This is a genomic window from Bacillus sp. 5mfcol3.1 (genome assembly GCF_900114335.1).
GTDB lineage: Bacteria > Bacillota > Bacilli > Bacillales > Bacillaceae_G > Bacillus_A > Bacillus_A thuringiensis_S.
Genome location: NZ_FOST01000001.1, coordinates 259,657 through 273,869, shown reverse-complemented (window position 1 = coordinate 273,869; position 14,213 = coordinate 259,657). Strand labels below are relative to the sequence as shown.

Below are 14,213 nucleotides of genomic sequence, written 5' to 3'. Positions count from 1 at the left end.
TGTATTTTCAAACTTATTATTGGAAAAAGAAAACAGGAACATTCATTACGCTGCTCAAAACAGTACGGTAAATGAAATTATAATGTGTCATGACAAAAAAGCCGCAATAAAGATTGCGGCTTCTGTTACGGTTTTCTTTTATATGTCCACTGACGGTTATGATTCGTATTATCTGGAAACTTTTCACCGGCAGTTAATTGTACCATTTGCGGATTTTTCACCATACTTCCCGTTTCACCAATTTCTACATAAACCCCATCATTTGGCGCTTTTTGTCCAGAACGAAACCTGCGATTTTGTCCCATTTTCATTCTCCTTCCATGACGTCTTTGCCTCATTAGTATATCCATTTTAAAAGAAAGCTTTTCTGTCATGTTTAGGAAACAGTACTACATCTCGTTCTTGTACATATATATGAATGACACAAGCGTAAGCAGGGATTTCTTTCCTACTTGTAGAAAAAAAAGAAACCAACCTACTCTAGGCTAGTTTCAAAGGAGAGTCAAACATATACGAGAAGATTACATGTTCATTATAAGTCTCATCACACGGGCAATGTAACCCTTTTCACAATTTGTACATAATGAAAGAAACATTGTTTGAACTTTCTAAAAAGATGTTGACTTTTCTTAATTTCCAACGAGAAATAGTAGACACCGCAGCACTTTGAGACGTAAGATGGATATATAGTGAAATTTTCATCTATGGTCATTTCACCAGGTCTAACCTCTTATTTCTGCATATTAAAAACGGAAATACAGATAGATACAAAAAAATTATTATAAGAGGTGAAATTATGAACAAACAACATTTAATCGCATTAGACTTAGACGGTACTTTATTAACAGACAACAAAATAATTTCCACTCGAACGAAACATACAATTGCAAAAGCAAAGGAACAGGGACATATTGTTGTTATTTCAACAGGACGTCCATTCCGTGCTAGTTATGATTACTATAAAGAACTTGCTCTTAACACACCTATCGTAAACTTTAACGGTGCTTACGTACATCATCCTCTTGATTCAAGCTGGGGAACACATCACTCTCCTCTTGAGCTAGCAACAGCGCAAGAAATTGTACGAGCTTGCTTTGATTTCGGCGTAAAAAATATATACGCGGAAGTAATGGACGATGTGTATGTTCGTGAAATTGATGAAGATAAAAAACATATTTTCGAATTCGGCTCTCCTAAGATTTTTACGGGAGACTTATTAAATATTTTAAACGATCATCCAACTTGCTTATTAATTGATGCACATGACGAGCATTCCACTGCAATTCGTCAACATTTAACGGATATGCACGCGGAAGTAATCGATCATAGAAAATGGGGCGCACCTTGGCCGATTATTGAGATTGTGAAAAGCGGATTAAATAAAGCGGTTGGATTACAAAAAATTTCTAGTCATTACAACATTCCACAAGAGCGAATTATCGCTTTCGGTGACGAAGATAATGATTTTGAAATGATTGAATTTGCTGGTCACGGCATCGCAATGGGGAATGCCATCCCTGAATTAAAATCACTCGCAAACCATACGACGTTAACGAACGAAGAAGATGGTATCGCTTTATATTTAGAAGAGGTTCTTGGGTTGTAATCTAAAAATTCCCTACTTATAGTTTCCTGCCAAATGTCCATACTATAAGTAGACGCAAGAGACATCGCGTCGATTGTTTTCAGCTAAATAAAGGGGGTTTTTCGAATGGGTAAAAAGAACAAATCAAAACGTTTTATCCAACAAGGAGCCGATGCTGTTATGAAGCATGATGCAAGATTCCCGTACAGAGGTACATTAGCTGAGGCAGAAAAAGCAAGAAGTAACTCTTCTTTTGGAGGGGTTTAAATGGGGAACTTACTATTCCAACAAGCTAGAGATGCTGTTGAAAATGCCGTATCTTGTTCAAGCGGTACTGAGCAACAAGATCTCGTGTATAGAGCAAAAAATGCTTTGCAATCCGCTTACGCAAACTCTTCAACTGCTGAAAAAGTTCAGCTCCGTGAAATGCAAGAGCAATTGCAAAACATTACGAATTTACATTAAAAAAGAGGACCAACTTTGGTCCTCTTTAATCTTTCCGAAACAATCCGAACACCCCAACTGTTTGCAATATATTTGTAAATGCACCTGGGTCCACTTGTCTAATAATCCTCTCTAATTCGTATAACTCGTAACGGGTAATAACCATCATTAACATTTCTTTATTTTCATTCGTATAAGCACCTGTTGCTGGTATCGTTGTAATCCCTCTTACTAATCGCGAGTGAATCGCCTTTCTTACGTCTGCCCCATTCTTCGTAACAATTAATGCTGTAATCTTTACATGACGAGTATGAATTGCATCAATAATTCTCGTTGATACATATAAAGTCACTAGCGTATACAACGCTTTTTCCCATCCATATACATAGCCAGCAGCGATAATGATAATTGCATTAAAAAAGAAAAAGTATGTACCGACAGGCTTATCTTTTATTTTTGATAAAATCATGGCGATAATATCTAATCCACCTGTAGAAGCACCCCACTTTAAAGCAATCCCTACTCCAATTGCCGAAATAATCCCGCCAAAAATCGCATTTAATATGATATCATTCGAAACCGCTCTAACAGGGATGATTTCTAGAAACAGAGTCATAAATATAACACAAAGAAAACTAAAAAAGGTGAAGGCCTTTCCAACCTTTTTCCACGCTAAAATAACGACAGGAATATTAAATAAGCTAAACAATACTCCCGTAGATATGTGAATCGATAAAAAATCACCTAATATTTGTGATAATAATTGAGACAATCCAGCAAAGCCGCTCGCATACACTTTTGCTGGCGTTAAAAATAAATTCATCCCAATCGCGTTTAATAAACCTGCGATGATTACAACGATTAACTTCTTTATAAGTTCAGTATAATTCAACTTCAAATCCATTTCGAATCCACCTTTACCCTTCATAAATGCACCGCTATACATAGTCTTTACGAAAAAGGAAATGATAAACGTACAACGTTTAGAAATGGAGTTGATACATATGCCACATACGAGTGATAACGACAAAAAAGCACGCGATAATAACGCAAAACGCACACAAAAAAATGAGCAAGAGCAAAAAAATATTCAGCAAGGTAAACGTGCATACTCTAAAAAGACCGATCACCTTTGATTCCATCGTACATCAACAATTATGTTGATGTACTTTTTTACATTTTAAAGGAAAAAAACATTAAAAATTCACTTCATGTTCACTTCTATATTCTACAATAGCGATAACATATTCGGATGAGGTGTTGGCATGAGAGGGAAACATATTTTCATTATTACTGCACTAATAAGTATATTGATGTTATCTGCTTGCGGACAAAAAAACGGCTCAGCTACAGTCGCTACAGCAACAGACTCGACCATTACAAAGGATAACTTCGAAAAACAATTGAAAGATCGTTACGGAAAAGACATGCTATACGAAATGATGGCACAAGACGTCATCACAAAAAAATATAAAGTATCTGATGAAGAGGTAAATAAAGAAGTAGAAAAAGTAAAAAAACAATATGGAGATCAATTCAAAAAAGTATTAGAAAATAATGGTTTAAAAGATGAAGAGGATTTCAAAAATCAAATTAAGTTCAAACTTGCTATGAATGAAGCGATTAAGAAAAGCATTACAGAGAAAGACGTAAAAGACCACTATAAGCCAGAAATTAAAGCGAGTCACATTTTAGTAAGTGACGAAAATGAAGCGAAAGAAATAAAGAGTAAACTAGATGCTGGTGCTTCATTTGAAGAATTAGCAAAACAAGAATCACAAGATCTACTATCAAAAGATAAAGGCGGAGACCTTGGATACTTCAATTCAGGTACAATGGCTCCTGAATTCGAAAGGGCTGCCTACAAACTAAATGTTGGACAAATTAGCAATCCCGTAAAATCATCAAACGGTTATCACGTTATTAAATTAACTGATAAAAAAGATTTAAAACCTTACGATGAGGTAAAAAACTCTATTCGCAAAAACTTAGAGGAAGAACGTACTGCTGATCCTGTATTCAGCAAAAAATTGTTACAAGAGGAATTAAAAAAGGCAAATATTAAAATAAATGATAGTGATTTGAAAGATACGTTTACTCTTGTTTCACCGCAAGGAAATTAAAAAAGCACAACCTTATCTTTTTACATAAGGTTGTGCTTTTTAATCTTTCATCAATATTTTTAACTGTTTCTTCAAGCTTTTATAATGCCAATTGATGTGATCTAATTCTATCTCCACTTCAATTAACGCATCTATTAAGTCTTCTTTAGACTGTTGTGAGTTCATAATATTTTCAAACAATTTTTCAAAACTTTTACTACTCTCATATATATCATTTAAATCCACCGCTAATATTTCACGTTCTTTTTCAGTGGATAATACGGAAAGTCGTTTTATTAATTTTTCTAGTACATTATCTTGCATTATCATAACTCCCTTTTCCTCATGGATTGCTTCTATTACCGTCATAGAAGAATAAGTAATTTTAAATAAAAAAGTGTATCCCAAAATCAAACTAACTGTTTAAATTTTGAGATACACTGAATCAACTTTACTTTATTTTTCTTTTTCAAAAATACTAGCTAAGAAGAAAATAATACCCAGAAAAATTACAATTAACGTGTTAATTGTGTAACCAAAGAACGACATATATGAAGTAAAACTTACTAGAATTGTATATATGAGACATACTACTAACACTATTACAGCTCGATAGTTTTTCCTTTTTAACATAAACACCGATGCAGCTATAATAAAAACAACATTATATATACCAATTATTATATGTGTCGTCTCCATTTTACTAATCTATCTCCTTCTTTTCTTAGAATTAGTTTTTTTCGGTCTATACTCCGTATACCCTTTTTTATATCCTTTATAATATCCATCTACATAAACTACCAAGTCCGGGATCAGCCCTATTCCCCCAACAGCTTTACTGGCAACAAAAAATGCTCCTTTAACCGCTGATTTCACTGTATTTTTTATGATTTGCTGTTTTGCAACACGCTGTCCAGGAGATAAGTTTGCAATTTTCTTTTTCGAGTTATTTTTAGATGTTTTCCATCCATAATTTGCCCCCACACCAAAAGTTAGCAACTTATTCATTACATTTCCAAACCCAACAAATCCTGCATAACTATCTCTTACCGCAATCAACCCAGACTTAACTCCCTTAACATGTGCATATGCTGTCCGATTATTATGATACGGCATCGGCGTCGTACCCCAAAAGCGATATGCCCAATGCCCATCCGGATCCACCATCATCACCGGATTATTATCACCATACGTATACCCATTCTGCGTCACTGGATCATCACTATCACCCGTATCTGGATCCACCGATAAGAACACACCATGGTCTGGGTTATAGTATCTCGCGATCAAGTAATACATACCAATCTCTTTATCATACATGTATCCCGCATATCCGAATGGGTTGTCTGCTGCGATTCCTTTTGCTTCGCTCTTTAAGACGTTACCCCATGCATCATATTCATAGCTTGCGACTATTTGTCCATCTTTGTCGGTCATTGCTATTACGTCACCGCGCGGGTTGTAGTGGTAGTATACCGATTGATCTTGGATTTTCATTGCTAGGCGGACGCCGTCTTTGTTGTAAACGTATTGACGGAGGACTTTTCCGTTCCCGTCTGTTTCGTATAGCGGGTTAATGCTGTCACCATCGTAGAAGTAACGGGTTACTTGTCCGTTTACATTTTTTTCAATACGACGGTTTTCGTTGTCGTTTTCTCCAAGTGATTCGCTTTATATTCATATGTTGTCGTTAACTTTAAATGCTCTGCATCTACAACTATTTTTGCTGGATTACCAGCTTGATTATAGCTATGCACCGTTTTACGAGCTTTAGCATCCTTCAACGTTACCTCTTTAGCTGCATCGTTATAAGATAATACAGATTCCTTTCCTAGCGGGTCTGTTACCTTTACTAATTTATTATTTTCATACGTATATGTCGTTTTATATGGTTTTGTTTCCGTATGTTTCGGATCAAACGTATAACGTAGTTTTCCATTCTCATAGCCATAACGATACTTCTTTCCTTCTGGTGTCGTGGATCCTACTAACTGATCATTTTCGTATTCGAACGTTACAGTGCTATTTTCTGGCCCTATAAATTGAGAAACAAATTTCCCTGTATACGTAATAGTAATAGTACGTCCTGATGCATCTGTAATCTTAATCGGCCTTTGATTTGTATCATATTCATACTTCACAACATTTCCAAAGCTATCTTTCTCTTGTTGTACTTTTCCTTGCTTTGAAAATGTTATAACGGATTGATCTTTATCTTTTAATTCAAATCCATCAGCTATTTTCTTTACTTCTAAATGAACACCATTAGGTGCTTGATATTGATTATCACCTGTTTTAGTAAATAGTAATGTGGATTTGTCTCTCGTTGTATATAAAATATTTCCAGAAGATTCTTCTTTCATCACTTCTTCTAATGAACTATGCCAGCCTTTCCCGAATAAACCAGTTCCGGTATCTTGACTATTATACGTTCGATCAATAGATACATTCGGGCCTTTTCCAGACAGATTAAAATCCGTCTCATCCATAACAAAATTCCCATTAATAGCAGTAACCTTTCCACCAATTACATTCACTGCTGCCCAATAATCTTTCGTGCCAAGCCAAGAAACGTCATTCGAAAAAGTTGGTGTAAACTCTTGTGAAATTTCACTTTCTGCATGACCCGCTTTACTATACGCTGTTACTCGGAACCAATAGTTTTTGGAACCACCATATATACCACCAGAATTGCGGTAGACTGGAGATGGATCTAGCGAAAGCTCATTTCCTTTTTGGTCATGATGAAGTTGATATTTCCCACTAGAAATTTCCGCTTCTGTCGGCCAAATATTTTGTCCTTGCGTTGTCCATGTTGTTGTATTACCAACATCAAATGCTTCATAGTCTTTCCCGTTATAAATCCATACTTTATAACCACTTGCCTCTGGAACAGGATCCCACTTTACTGATACATATCCTGTATTACTACCTGGCCCATTTGTATAAGCTGATCCAGCTGGCCTCTTTACTTGTTCTAGCGGAACATAGGAAACTGTTTCATCAGACAACGGACTATCACCGTATGGATATTCCGCTACGATTCGAATCCAGTACCCACGAGCTGAACTATAATCCCCATATGGGCTACCTGCCAAATAAGCATTTTTGTACATTGGGCCAGGGCTTACGGAAAAATCCGTCCCCTTTCCATCTTTATGAAACTCAAATTTCCCTGCATTTATTTCATCTTGTGTAGGGAAGATTTTCTTATCTTTCGTACTCCAACTTGTTACATTTCCGACAGGAATATATTCATAGTCATATCCATTAAAAATGGCAACTTTATATCCTTTTGCACCTTGAACTGCGTCCCATTGTATATTGAAATGCCCTGCTTCACTTCCAGTTCCATTCGAATACGCTTGTACCCTCGGTTTATTCAATTTTTCATATGAATAATTAACCGCTAAATATAGCGCATTCGAACCATTTTGAGCTGCGACAAACTTCTTCCAATGCGTCTGTCCATTTCCGTTAGCATGTAATTTGAAGCCGTAATTCGGTCTCGTTCCATCTACCCACGCTTTTACTGTATTTGTTACATTAAATTGCGCCCACTTCCCGCGACCTACATTTGCTTGAGCAATATTATTTGATCCTGGCTTATTACTCCAATTAATATTAGAAACATTCCAATTTCCCGTTACTTCATCAAGCCATACACCATTTGGGCTATCTCCGTAATAATGCCATATAGCATACGTATGAAATGTTGCACTTTGAATTGTTGCACCTTTTAAATTAGAAATATCAGATTTAATAAAAGCATCATTTGTGCCTGTTCCTGCATTAAAATAACCGACTTTTAACGTATATGCCTTTTGTCCTTCATCCCATAAACTACCGCCTGAATAATTAATATTAGGATCTGCACTTGATGCATACGCATTTTCAAATCCCCTTACCGTAACCGAAGGATCTATAAAAACAGGATACTTACGTTCGGCTGATTCTAACCATTTTGGATCTGCAGTAACTGTTAAATTGTATTTCTTCCCCCCAGCAGGAGTTATCTCATATTTCACATCTTGAGATGTAACAGCTTCTCCGGATTCTTGATTAATATTTGAGTCAGCCATATAAGGCTTTGGTAGTACAAATACATTCTCCTTTTTTTCATTTTGAAAAATAATAGAACCATCTTCTTTTAAACTCGGCTGTAAATCTGTCTGTAATTCGAATGAAAAAATGTGATGCCCTGTATATTGATGGAGTACAAAGTCTTCCTTTACATTTTCATTAAATGTTGTACTTTTTAAATCAATACTTGGAAAAATCCCTTTATACCATACTGTATTCTCTTCATGCGACGCTGTAACAGCTGTCGGTTTTAATTCACCCTTTTCACCACGTGCGCCTGTCAATTCATACTGAATCGTATGTCCATCCACTTCGAATTGAACATACTTTCCATCCTTTACTACTTTCTCAAACTTCGGCTTTAATGCTGTATTTTCTGTTACGATTTTTTTATCTGGTGATTCTACTAAATTAGTAGAAACCTCTTCTAATTTCCCATTCTTTTCTGCATGAATTGGTTCAGTATATATTTTTTTAGTAAACGTACCATCTTGATTATCAAAAACCTTTTCTGTCTCCGTCCGTTCTTCTACAACTTCAGTCGGCTTAGCTTTTGCATTGGCATTTTTTTGTTTTATCTGATCTGGATGTGGAGCTGGTAATTCCTTCTCGTCTTTCTGTTCTACTTGTGGACTTGGTTCTGAATTTGGCGACGGTGTAAACGGCGGTGCCGTTTCCGCCAGTCCATTCATCGGTATAGAAGTAACAATTAATGCAACTACCATAAGCTGTATGAAGTACCTATACCACTTTTTCTTAACTTGCTTCTTTTCCATACATTCACCCCTAATTCGCATCGGTTTTATTCTTACAATTAACAATTTAAAGAATTTTCCGAGGGGCTTCAACATAAAAACGACAATATTGTGACATTTTTCTAAAAATGTATATTTTACGACAATTTACCATTTTATATTCCTTTTTCCTTATAAATACAGTAAAATATTTGTAGATTAAACGTTTTATTACACTTTATTTACTTTTTATCTACTTTATAATAAAAAAGAACTATCTCTTCTCTTAAAAATTCAGAGAAAGAATAGTTCTTTTTTCATTTACTTTATTTCTTAAAGTAAGTCCAACCTTCTTCTTGGTAAACTTTTTCTTCTTTCATCAATTTACCAAGTGCGCGCTTAAATGCAGCTTTACTCATGTTAAAGCGTTCTTTAATATCTTCCGGATGGCTCTTATCCCAAAACGGCATTGCTCCGCCTCGTTCTTCCATATATGCATAAATTACTGCAGCATCGTCTTCCATTCCTTCTTCTTTACGAGGAAGAAGTGAAATGTTAATTGTACCGTCATCTTTTACGTCAATAATACGTCCTGTTACACGCTGACCGATGCGGACTTGTTCTTTTCTTTCTGTATGGTGTAAGAAAGCACGGAAATGCTCATCAGTTAGTACGAATGAACCAACTTGAAGCGAACGATATACACGTCCATTTACGTTTTTATTACGCATAGATGGTGTCGCATCTACAACGATTTCTTGCATATCACTATCTCTTGCTGGAAGAGCAATTAAACAATCACGATTCGTTAATTTTAACGTACAATATAATTCGTCTCCAACTTCTGGCCATACCGGCATATAAATTGGGAATTCATCAGCTGGAATTAGTATATCTTTTGATACACCAATATCAACAAACACACCTAAACTAGGAATGACTTCTACAACCTTTACCCAGTTCCAATCATAAGTTGTAATAATCGGTTCCTTCATTGTTGCTGAAATACGATTTTGGTGATCAAGGTATAAGAATACATCAATCGTATCACCTTCTTCAATTTCTCCAGCTACTTCGTTTTTATGTAGGAAAATTTCTTCTTCTTCATTCCCAACCATATATCCGATTTCCGTTTCGCGTAAAACAGTTACCTGTTCAATCGATCCTATTTGCAAATACATATTTTTTAATTCCCTTCTATATATATAAAATTATCTTTTTTATCATTCCAAACAAAAGTTAATTATAACATGATTTTTCCTGTATTTGTCCAACTGCCCAAAATTCACTATAATAAAATGAGGTTCCATGAATATAAGTACGAAAACACTTAAGTCTAGACTCGTTTTCAGCTATACTTTAGTATGTACAGTACATAACAAGATTAGAAATTTATTTGGAGGTGCTAACTATGGCAAAAGATAGTTCTTTTGACATCGTTTCGAAAGTAGAATTACCTGAAGTAACAAACGCAATTAATATCGCATTAAAAGAAATCCAAAACCGATATGACTTTAAAGGAAGTAAAAGTGATATTAAATTAGAAAAAGAAGTACTAGTTTTAACTTCTGACGACGAGTTCAAATTAGACCAAGTAAAAGACGTTTTAATTTCTAAACTTGTAAAACGTAACGTTCCAATTAAGAACTTAGATTACGGAAAAGTTGAAGCTGCAACTGGCAACACAGTTCGCCAACGCGCAACACTCCAACAAGGTATCGATAAAGATAACGCTAAAAAAATTAACAACATCATTAAAGAAATGAAATTAAAAGTAAAAACACAAGTACAAGACGATCAAGTACGTGTTACAGCGAAAAGCCGTGATGACTTACAAGCCGTAATCGCAGCTGTTCGTAGCGCTGATTTACCAATCGACGTACAGTTCATTAACTACCGCTAAAAAAACTCCTCTTAATTAGAGGAGTTTTCTTTTTAGCCCTGCAGAGACAATATTACAAGAACAAACCATAGAAAAAGGGTATGTGCGGTAAAAATCGCTAAGTAAATTGAAAATAAGGAAAAGACACCTTAAGACGTTTTCCCTTCGATTTGAATTACTTTTCTTAGTAATTACATCCTAGGCCAAAGTCATCTTAAAAATTGCTATAACTCATAATTCCTCTCCTCGCCAAAACGTAACAATTTATGAGTATAAGAATATTTTCCAACCTTTAATGTAATGTAAAATTAATAAGTATTTTAAAAAATGTTAATTAAAAAAGAGTTAGAAGTGGTTATTTGAAGAAATTAATATTATGGTTTTTATTGGCCACATTCTCCCTAAATACTGTAGGATGTTCTAATAATACGAATACACTAACGGATAAGTCTAACTGTATCAACAAAGCTTGGTACAAAAAAAATATGTCATGTAATCATTTAAAAAAACATTAAATAGTTAATGATAAAGGTCATAAAAAAAAGACACCTCAAAGTGCCTTCCTCCGACTTGAATCATCTCAATCTTAACAATATTTGGATGTAATTAAAAAGAAGCATAAATTGTTAATAAAGATGCAGACTTCAAAATAAAAAGTACACTAAGTAAACTCTTATTCAAAAATTTATATTAAACACTAATATTTTAGAAGCAAGTTTATAAGTGTAAAACCTACAGGGATTTCCCCTGTAGGTTTTATTATATTTCAAGTGATTTCCAAATGTATTATGAGTGGCTTTTTTCAGTTTGGTTTTCAAAATATTTTTCTTTAACCATTTTTATCAGATTTTCTTTTTCTGTTAGTTCAAATATAAATAATGCTTTTTTCATGTTATTGGCAATATCTTCTTCATTCTGTTGTTTAAATCTTAATAAATTCCATCCTTTTAAATAGTAAAGTTCACCTAATAAGTATAGAGTATTTAGATTAATAGCTAATTTGATGCCCTTATCAATGTATTTTACCGCTTCTTCATATTGATAGGTCATACCTAAACATTTCGCTAAATTAAAAATGATTTTTAATTTAATCGCTTTATCTCTCGGAAAATCTAACTTATTAAAATTAGTTAAACATCTTCCTAATATAGTAATACTTTTATCATATTCTTTATTTTCCGCATAAAATATAGACATTGTCTGCATAATATCTATTTCTCTTTCTGATAAAAAATCAACATTGGTTAAAGTTAGTTTTAATGCATTATTTAAAAGCTTTAAAGCAGTTTTTATGGATCTGTTCACCTCAAATACAGCAATTGCTTCATGCCATAGGAGAAATTGTTTATCTTCTTTTGCCTGGAAATTTTTTTCATCTTTCTCTTTTTTCACGATTTCATAAAGTTCTTTGTATTGTTTTTGCTTTAAGCAATCTTTTATTACGCATTTTACATTTTCTACATATTTTAGTTTTTTGTTTTGAGTTAATGCAAATATATTATTTGGGTCAATACCAAGTCTTTCTGATAATTGATATAACAATATACTAGATGGATAAATCACACCTTTTTCTATTTTGCTAATTTGACTTTGCGAACATATTCCATGACATAATTCGGATTGTGATATATTTTTTTTAATTCTAAGCTCTTTAATGGTAATACCCAAATCGTAAAACTCCATTTTCCCACCTACTATTTAGCACTGTATTAGTATAAGAGTATTCTCTAACTTTTAATGTAATGTAAAATTAATATAGTTGCAATTATTGATTTTTCAAAGATTCTTCCCTATCGGTGCTAACACAAAAAACAGGTTAGGAAGAAAATCCTCTTCCTAACCTGGCCCTCCTCTCACTAGGGACGTTTTCATTCTCACATCGTTTCTCTTAAGAAATTTCATACCAACAGAATAAACACTATCGCGCCACCGAACAAACTTACATATACAATAAGAAGACATGAACATAGAGCCAGCAACTTCTCATCTTATCTACGCTTCCTTTTAACTGCAATTAAAAACGCAATAAATAATACATTCACCCCAACGATTAAGGAGATAAATAACCAATTCACACCTGTTTCTCCGTTAACTTTATACACGTTTGATTCTTCACGCTTTAAAACGAGATAAAATTTCCCGTTTTCCTCTCTTATAATTTCATCCTGCAACAATCCTCTTAACTCTTGTTTTTCACCAATCGTACTTGCAGGTAAGGAGACTTTTTGTGTTTCTTTCGTATTATTAATTGCTACTAAAGTTACTTCATTTTTATATTTTCGTTTTAGTATGCTCATACCGCTCTTATCATACAGTAGCTCAAACGTACCGCGTCGTAAAGACGGTCTCACCTGTCTAAGTTCACCTAGTTTTGTTATGTGCTGCATAAATTTTTCGTCTGACTTAAAATCCATTAATCGTCTATTATCGGGTACACTTCCTCCATCTAATGCAATTTCAGTTCCGTAATAAAAATTCGGAATTCCAGGTGATGTTAACAAATAAGTAAGCGCCAGTTTTAAACGTGATGGCGGATAATACATATTTTCTTTTGCAATACGCGCATATCTTTTTGTTTCTTGATTATCTAAGAACGTAACAAATTCTCCTTCTTTTTTACTCACATCGTATAACGATTTCACCGATACATCTGCTTTAGAAAACGATTCTACTATTTTTTCGTTGTATTCGCTATCCTCCTTTGTCATAATACGAAAATCTTTCTTTATCACTTGCATATCTTTTTGCGCGTCATCCCAAAAGGAACGCGGCTTTTTTTCACTATGTATAACATAACTTCCGTCTAAATCAACTTCTTTTATCCACCATTTCATTGCGTCAATTACCTGTTGTTCGTTTTCTCCAAGCGGAAATTGAAATACAACTTTCATTCCTTTTGCATGAACTTCTTTTACAAGTTCTTTCACATCATTGTCTGTCCCGAAATGTTCATTTACCTTTTTAAAATTTCGCACGTCTAATCCATCGTACTTTCCACTTTCAAAAAGTGGCGAAAGCATAACGGTAGTAAAACCCATTTCTTTTATGTAATCCAACCTTTTTATAATTCCTCTTATATCCCCTCCTTGATACCCTTCTAATTTACCAACTTCTAACTGTTTGTCATTTTTCGGTTCTCCATTATTGAAGCGATCAATCATAATGGAGTATATAACTTCATCTCGCCACTCTCTTTTTTCGTCTGCAAAAGTATGTATTGGTACAAACAAAACAACAGCTAAGCAAAAACAAATGAATAGTTTCCTAGTCCGTATTTTTCCCACACGCATCCCCCAAGCTTTTTAATTGTAAGAATATTATACCAATTATCCGAATGAAACGCATATGTCGATTTTAATCCTCACAAAATAATTCATGTTAGC

The 14,213-nt window shown here is 34.3% G+C and carries 15 protein-coding genes; 6 read left to right on the top strand and 9 right to left on the bottom strand.

Annotation, left to right across the window (positions count from 1 at the left end; genetic code table 11):
• Positions 1–125: 125 nt before the first annotated feature.
• Complete coding sequence (locus tag BM089_RS01420; RefSeq protein ID WP_016082481.1) at positions 126–305, bottom strand: YjzC family protein; 180 nt, start codon at positions 303–305, stop codon at positions 126–128.
• A 491-nt stretch (positions 306–796) separates the two neighbouring features.
• Between BM089_RS01420 and BM089_RS01410 the strand changes: the two genes are divergently transcribed.
• The 3 genes from BM089_RS01410 (at position 797) to BM089_RS01400 (ending at position 2,050) form a co-directional block, all read left to right on the top strand.
• On the top strand, positions 797–1,606 hold the full coding sequence (locus BM089_RS01410; RefSeq protein ID WP_001041231.1) for a Cof-type HAD-IIB family hydrolase: 810 nt from the start codon (positions 797–799) through the stop codon (positions 1,604–1,606).
• A gap of 105 nt (positions 1,607–1,711) precedes the next feature.
• Positions 1,712–1,852 carry a hypothetical protein gene (locus BM089_RS01405; protein WP_000516816.1) on the top strand — a complete coding sequence of 47 codons (141 nt, stop codon included), beginning with the start codon at positions 1,712–1,714 and terminating at the stop codon, positions 1,850–1,852.
• Complete coding sequence (locus BM089_RS01400; RefSeq protein ID WP_000527407.1) at positions 1,853–2,050, top strand: DUF3813 domain-containing protein; 198 nt, start codon at positions 1,853–1,855, stop codon at positions 2,048–2,050.
• Positions 2,051–2,075: 25 nt separating this feature from the next.
• On the opposite strand, the gene BM089_RS01395 is transcribed toward BM089_RS01400, so the two are convergent.
• Positions 2,076–2,933 (bottom strand): YitT family protein, encoded by an 858-nt coding sequence (locus BM089_RS01395; RefSeq protein ID WP_000364432.1) that lies wholly within the window; start codon positions 2,931–2,933, stop codon positions 2,076–2,078.
• 100 nt (positions 2,934–3,033) lie between these two features.
• Between BM089_RS01395 and BM089_RS01390 the strand changes: the two genes are divergently transcribed.
• Positions 3,034–3,165: a DUF3941 domain-containing protein gene (locus tag BM089_RS01390; RefSeq protein ID WP_001120851.1), complete on the top strand. Its 132-nt coding sequence runs from the start codon at positions 3,034–3,036 to the stop codon at positions 3,163–3,165.
• Between the two features lie 129 nt (positions 3,166–3,294).
• Entirely contained in the window at positions 3,295–4,152 is an 858-nt protein-coding gene (prsA, locus tag BM089_RS01385) for a peptidylprolyl isomerase PrsA (RefSeq protein WP_001214215.1), read from the top strand.
• A 39-nt stretch (positions 4,153–4,191) separates the two neighbouring features.
• On the opposite strand, the gene BM089_RS01380 is transcribed toward prsA, so the two are convergent.
• The 5 genes from BM089_RS01380 to BM089_RS01360 form a co-directional block, all read right to left on the bottom strand.
• Complete coding sequence (locus BM089_RS01380) at positions 4,192–4,455, bottom strand: hypothetical protein (protein WP_139213239.1); 264 nt, start codon at positions 4,453–4,455, stop codon at positions 4,192–4,194.
• A gap of 132 nt (positions 4,456–4,587) precedes the next feature.
• Positions 4,588–4,830 (bottom strand): hypothetical protein, encoded by a 243-nt coding sequence (locus tag BM089_RS01375; protein ID WP_000450402.1) that lies wholly within the window; start codon positions 4,828–4,830, stop codon positions 4,588–4,590.
• A gap of 9 nt (positions 4,831–4,839) precedes the next feature.
• Positions 4,840–5,628 (bottom strand): RHS repeat-associated core domain-containing protein, encoded by a 789-nt coding sequence (locus tag BM089_RS01370; protein WP_254791351.1) that lies wholly within the window; start codon positions 5,626–5,628, stop codon positions 4,840–4,842.
• 119 nt (positions 5,629–5,747) lie between these two features.
• A complete protein-coding gene (locus tag BM089_RS01365; protein ID WP_139213192.1) occupies positions 5,748–8,990 on the bottom strand; it encodes a DNRLRE domain-containing protein in 3,243 nt (1,080 codons plus the stop codon).
• Between the two features lie 284 nt (positions 8,991–9,274).
• The gene (locus tag BM089_RS01360; protein ID WP_090975809.1) at positions 9,275–10,129 is read right to left on the bottom strand and encodes a CvfB family protein; all 855 of its coding nucleotides are present in this window, start codon (positions 10,127–10,129) and stop codon (positions 9,275–9,277) included.
• Between the two features lie 230 nt (positions 10,130–10,359).
• Between BM089_RS01360 and BM089_RS01355 the strand changes: the two genes are divergently transcribed.
• Positions 10,360–10,851 carry a YajQ family cyclic di-GMP-binding protein gene (locus BM089_RS01355; protein WP_001040146.1) on the top strand — a complete coding sequence of 164 codons (492 nt, stop codon included), beginning with the start codon at positions 10,360–10,362 and terminating at the stop codon, positions 10,849–10,851.
• A 765-nt stretch (positions 10,852–11,616) separates the two neighbouring features.
• Here BM089_RS01355 and BM089_RS01345 read toward each other — a convergent pair.
• Positions 11,617–12,513, bottom strand: a complete 897-nt coding sequence (locus BM089_RS01345) for a helix-turn-helix domain-containing protein (protein WP_090975807.1) — start codon at positions 12,511–12,513, stop codon at positions 11,617–11,619.
• 305 nt (positions 12,514–12,818) lie between these two features.
• On the bottom strand, positions 12,819–14,120 hold the full coding sequence (locus BM089_RS01340; protein ID WP_090976702.1) for an alpha-amylase family glycosyl hydrolase: 1,302 nt from the start codon (positions 14,118–14,120) through the stop codon (positions 12,819–12,821).
• Between the last annotated feature and the right edge of the window lie 93 nt (positions 14,121–14,213).

What these genes read in the sequence shown, in the direction of transcription:
- BM089_RS01410 (WP_001041231.1), top strand. Translation starts at nt 797, where the DNA reads ATGAACAAACAACATTTAATCGCATTAGACTTAGACGGTACTTTATTA.
- BM089_RS01380 (WP_139213239.1), bottom strand. Translation starts at nt 4,455, where the DNA reads ATGCAAGATAATGTACTAGAAAAATTAATAAAACGACTTTCCGTATTA.
- BM089_RS01365 (WP_139213192.1), bottom strand. Translation starts at nt 8,990, where the DNA reads ATGGAAAAGAAGCAAGTTAAGAAAAAGTGGTATAGGTACTTCATACAG.
- prsA (WP_001214215.1), top strand. Translation starts at nt 3,295, where the DNA reads ATGAGAGGGAAACATATTTTCATTATTACTGCACTAATAAGTATATTG.
- BM089_RS01395 (WP_000364432.1), bottom strand. Translation starts at nt 2,933, where the DNA reads ATGGATTTGAAGTTGAATTATACTGAACTTATAAAGAAGTTAATCGTT.
- BM089_RS01340 (WP_090976702.1), bottom strand. Translation starts at nt 14,120, where the DNA reads ATGCGTGTGGGAAAAATACGGACTAGGAAACTATTCATTTGTTTTTGC.
- BM089_RS01375 (WP_000450402.1), bottom strand. Translation starts at nt 4,830, where the DNA reads ATGGAGACGACACATATAATAATTGGTATATATAATGTTGTTTTTATT.
- BM089_RS01400 (WP_000527407.1), top strand. Translation starts at nt 1,853, where the DNA reads ATGGGGAACTTACTATTCCAACAAGCTAGAGATGCTGTTGAAAATGCC.
- BM089_RS01370 (WP_254791351.1), bottom strand. Translation starts at nt 5,628, where the DNA reads ATGAAAATCCAAGATCAATCGGTATACTACCACTACAACCCGCGCGGT.
- BM089_RS01420 (WP_016082481.1), bottom strand. Translation starts at nt 305, where the DNA reads ATGGGACAAAATCGCAGGTTTCGTTCTGGACAAAAAGCGCCAAATGAT.
- BM089_RS01405 (WP_000516816.1), top strand. Translation starts at nt 1,712, where the DNA reads ATGGGTAAAAAGAACAAATCAAAACGTTTTATCCAACAAGGAGCCGAT.
- BM089_RS01345 (WP_090975807.1), bottom strand. Translation starts at nt 12,513, where the DNA reads ATGGAGTTTTACGATTTGGGTATTACCATTAAAGAGCTTAGAATTAAA.
- BM089_RS01360 (WP_090975809.1), bottom strand. Translation starts at nt 10,129, where the DNA reads ATGTATTTGCAAATAGGATCGATTGAACAGGTAACTGTTTTACGCGAA.
- BM089_RS01390 (WP_001120851.1), top strand. Translation starts at nt 3,034, where the DNA reads ATGCCACATACGAGTGATAACGACAAAAAAGCACGCGATAATAACGCA.
- BM089_RS01355 (WP_001040146.1), top strand. Translation starts at nt 10,360, where the DNA reads ATGGCAAAAGATAGTTCTTTTGACATCGTTTCGAAAGTAGAATTACCT.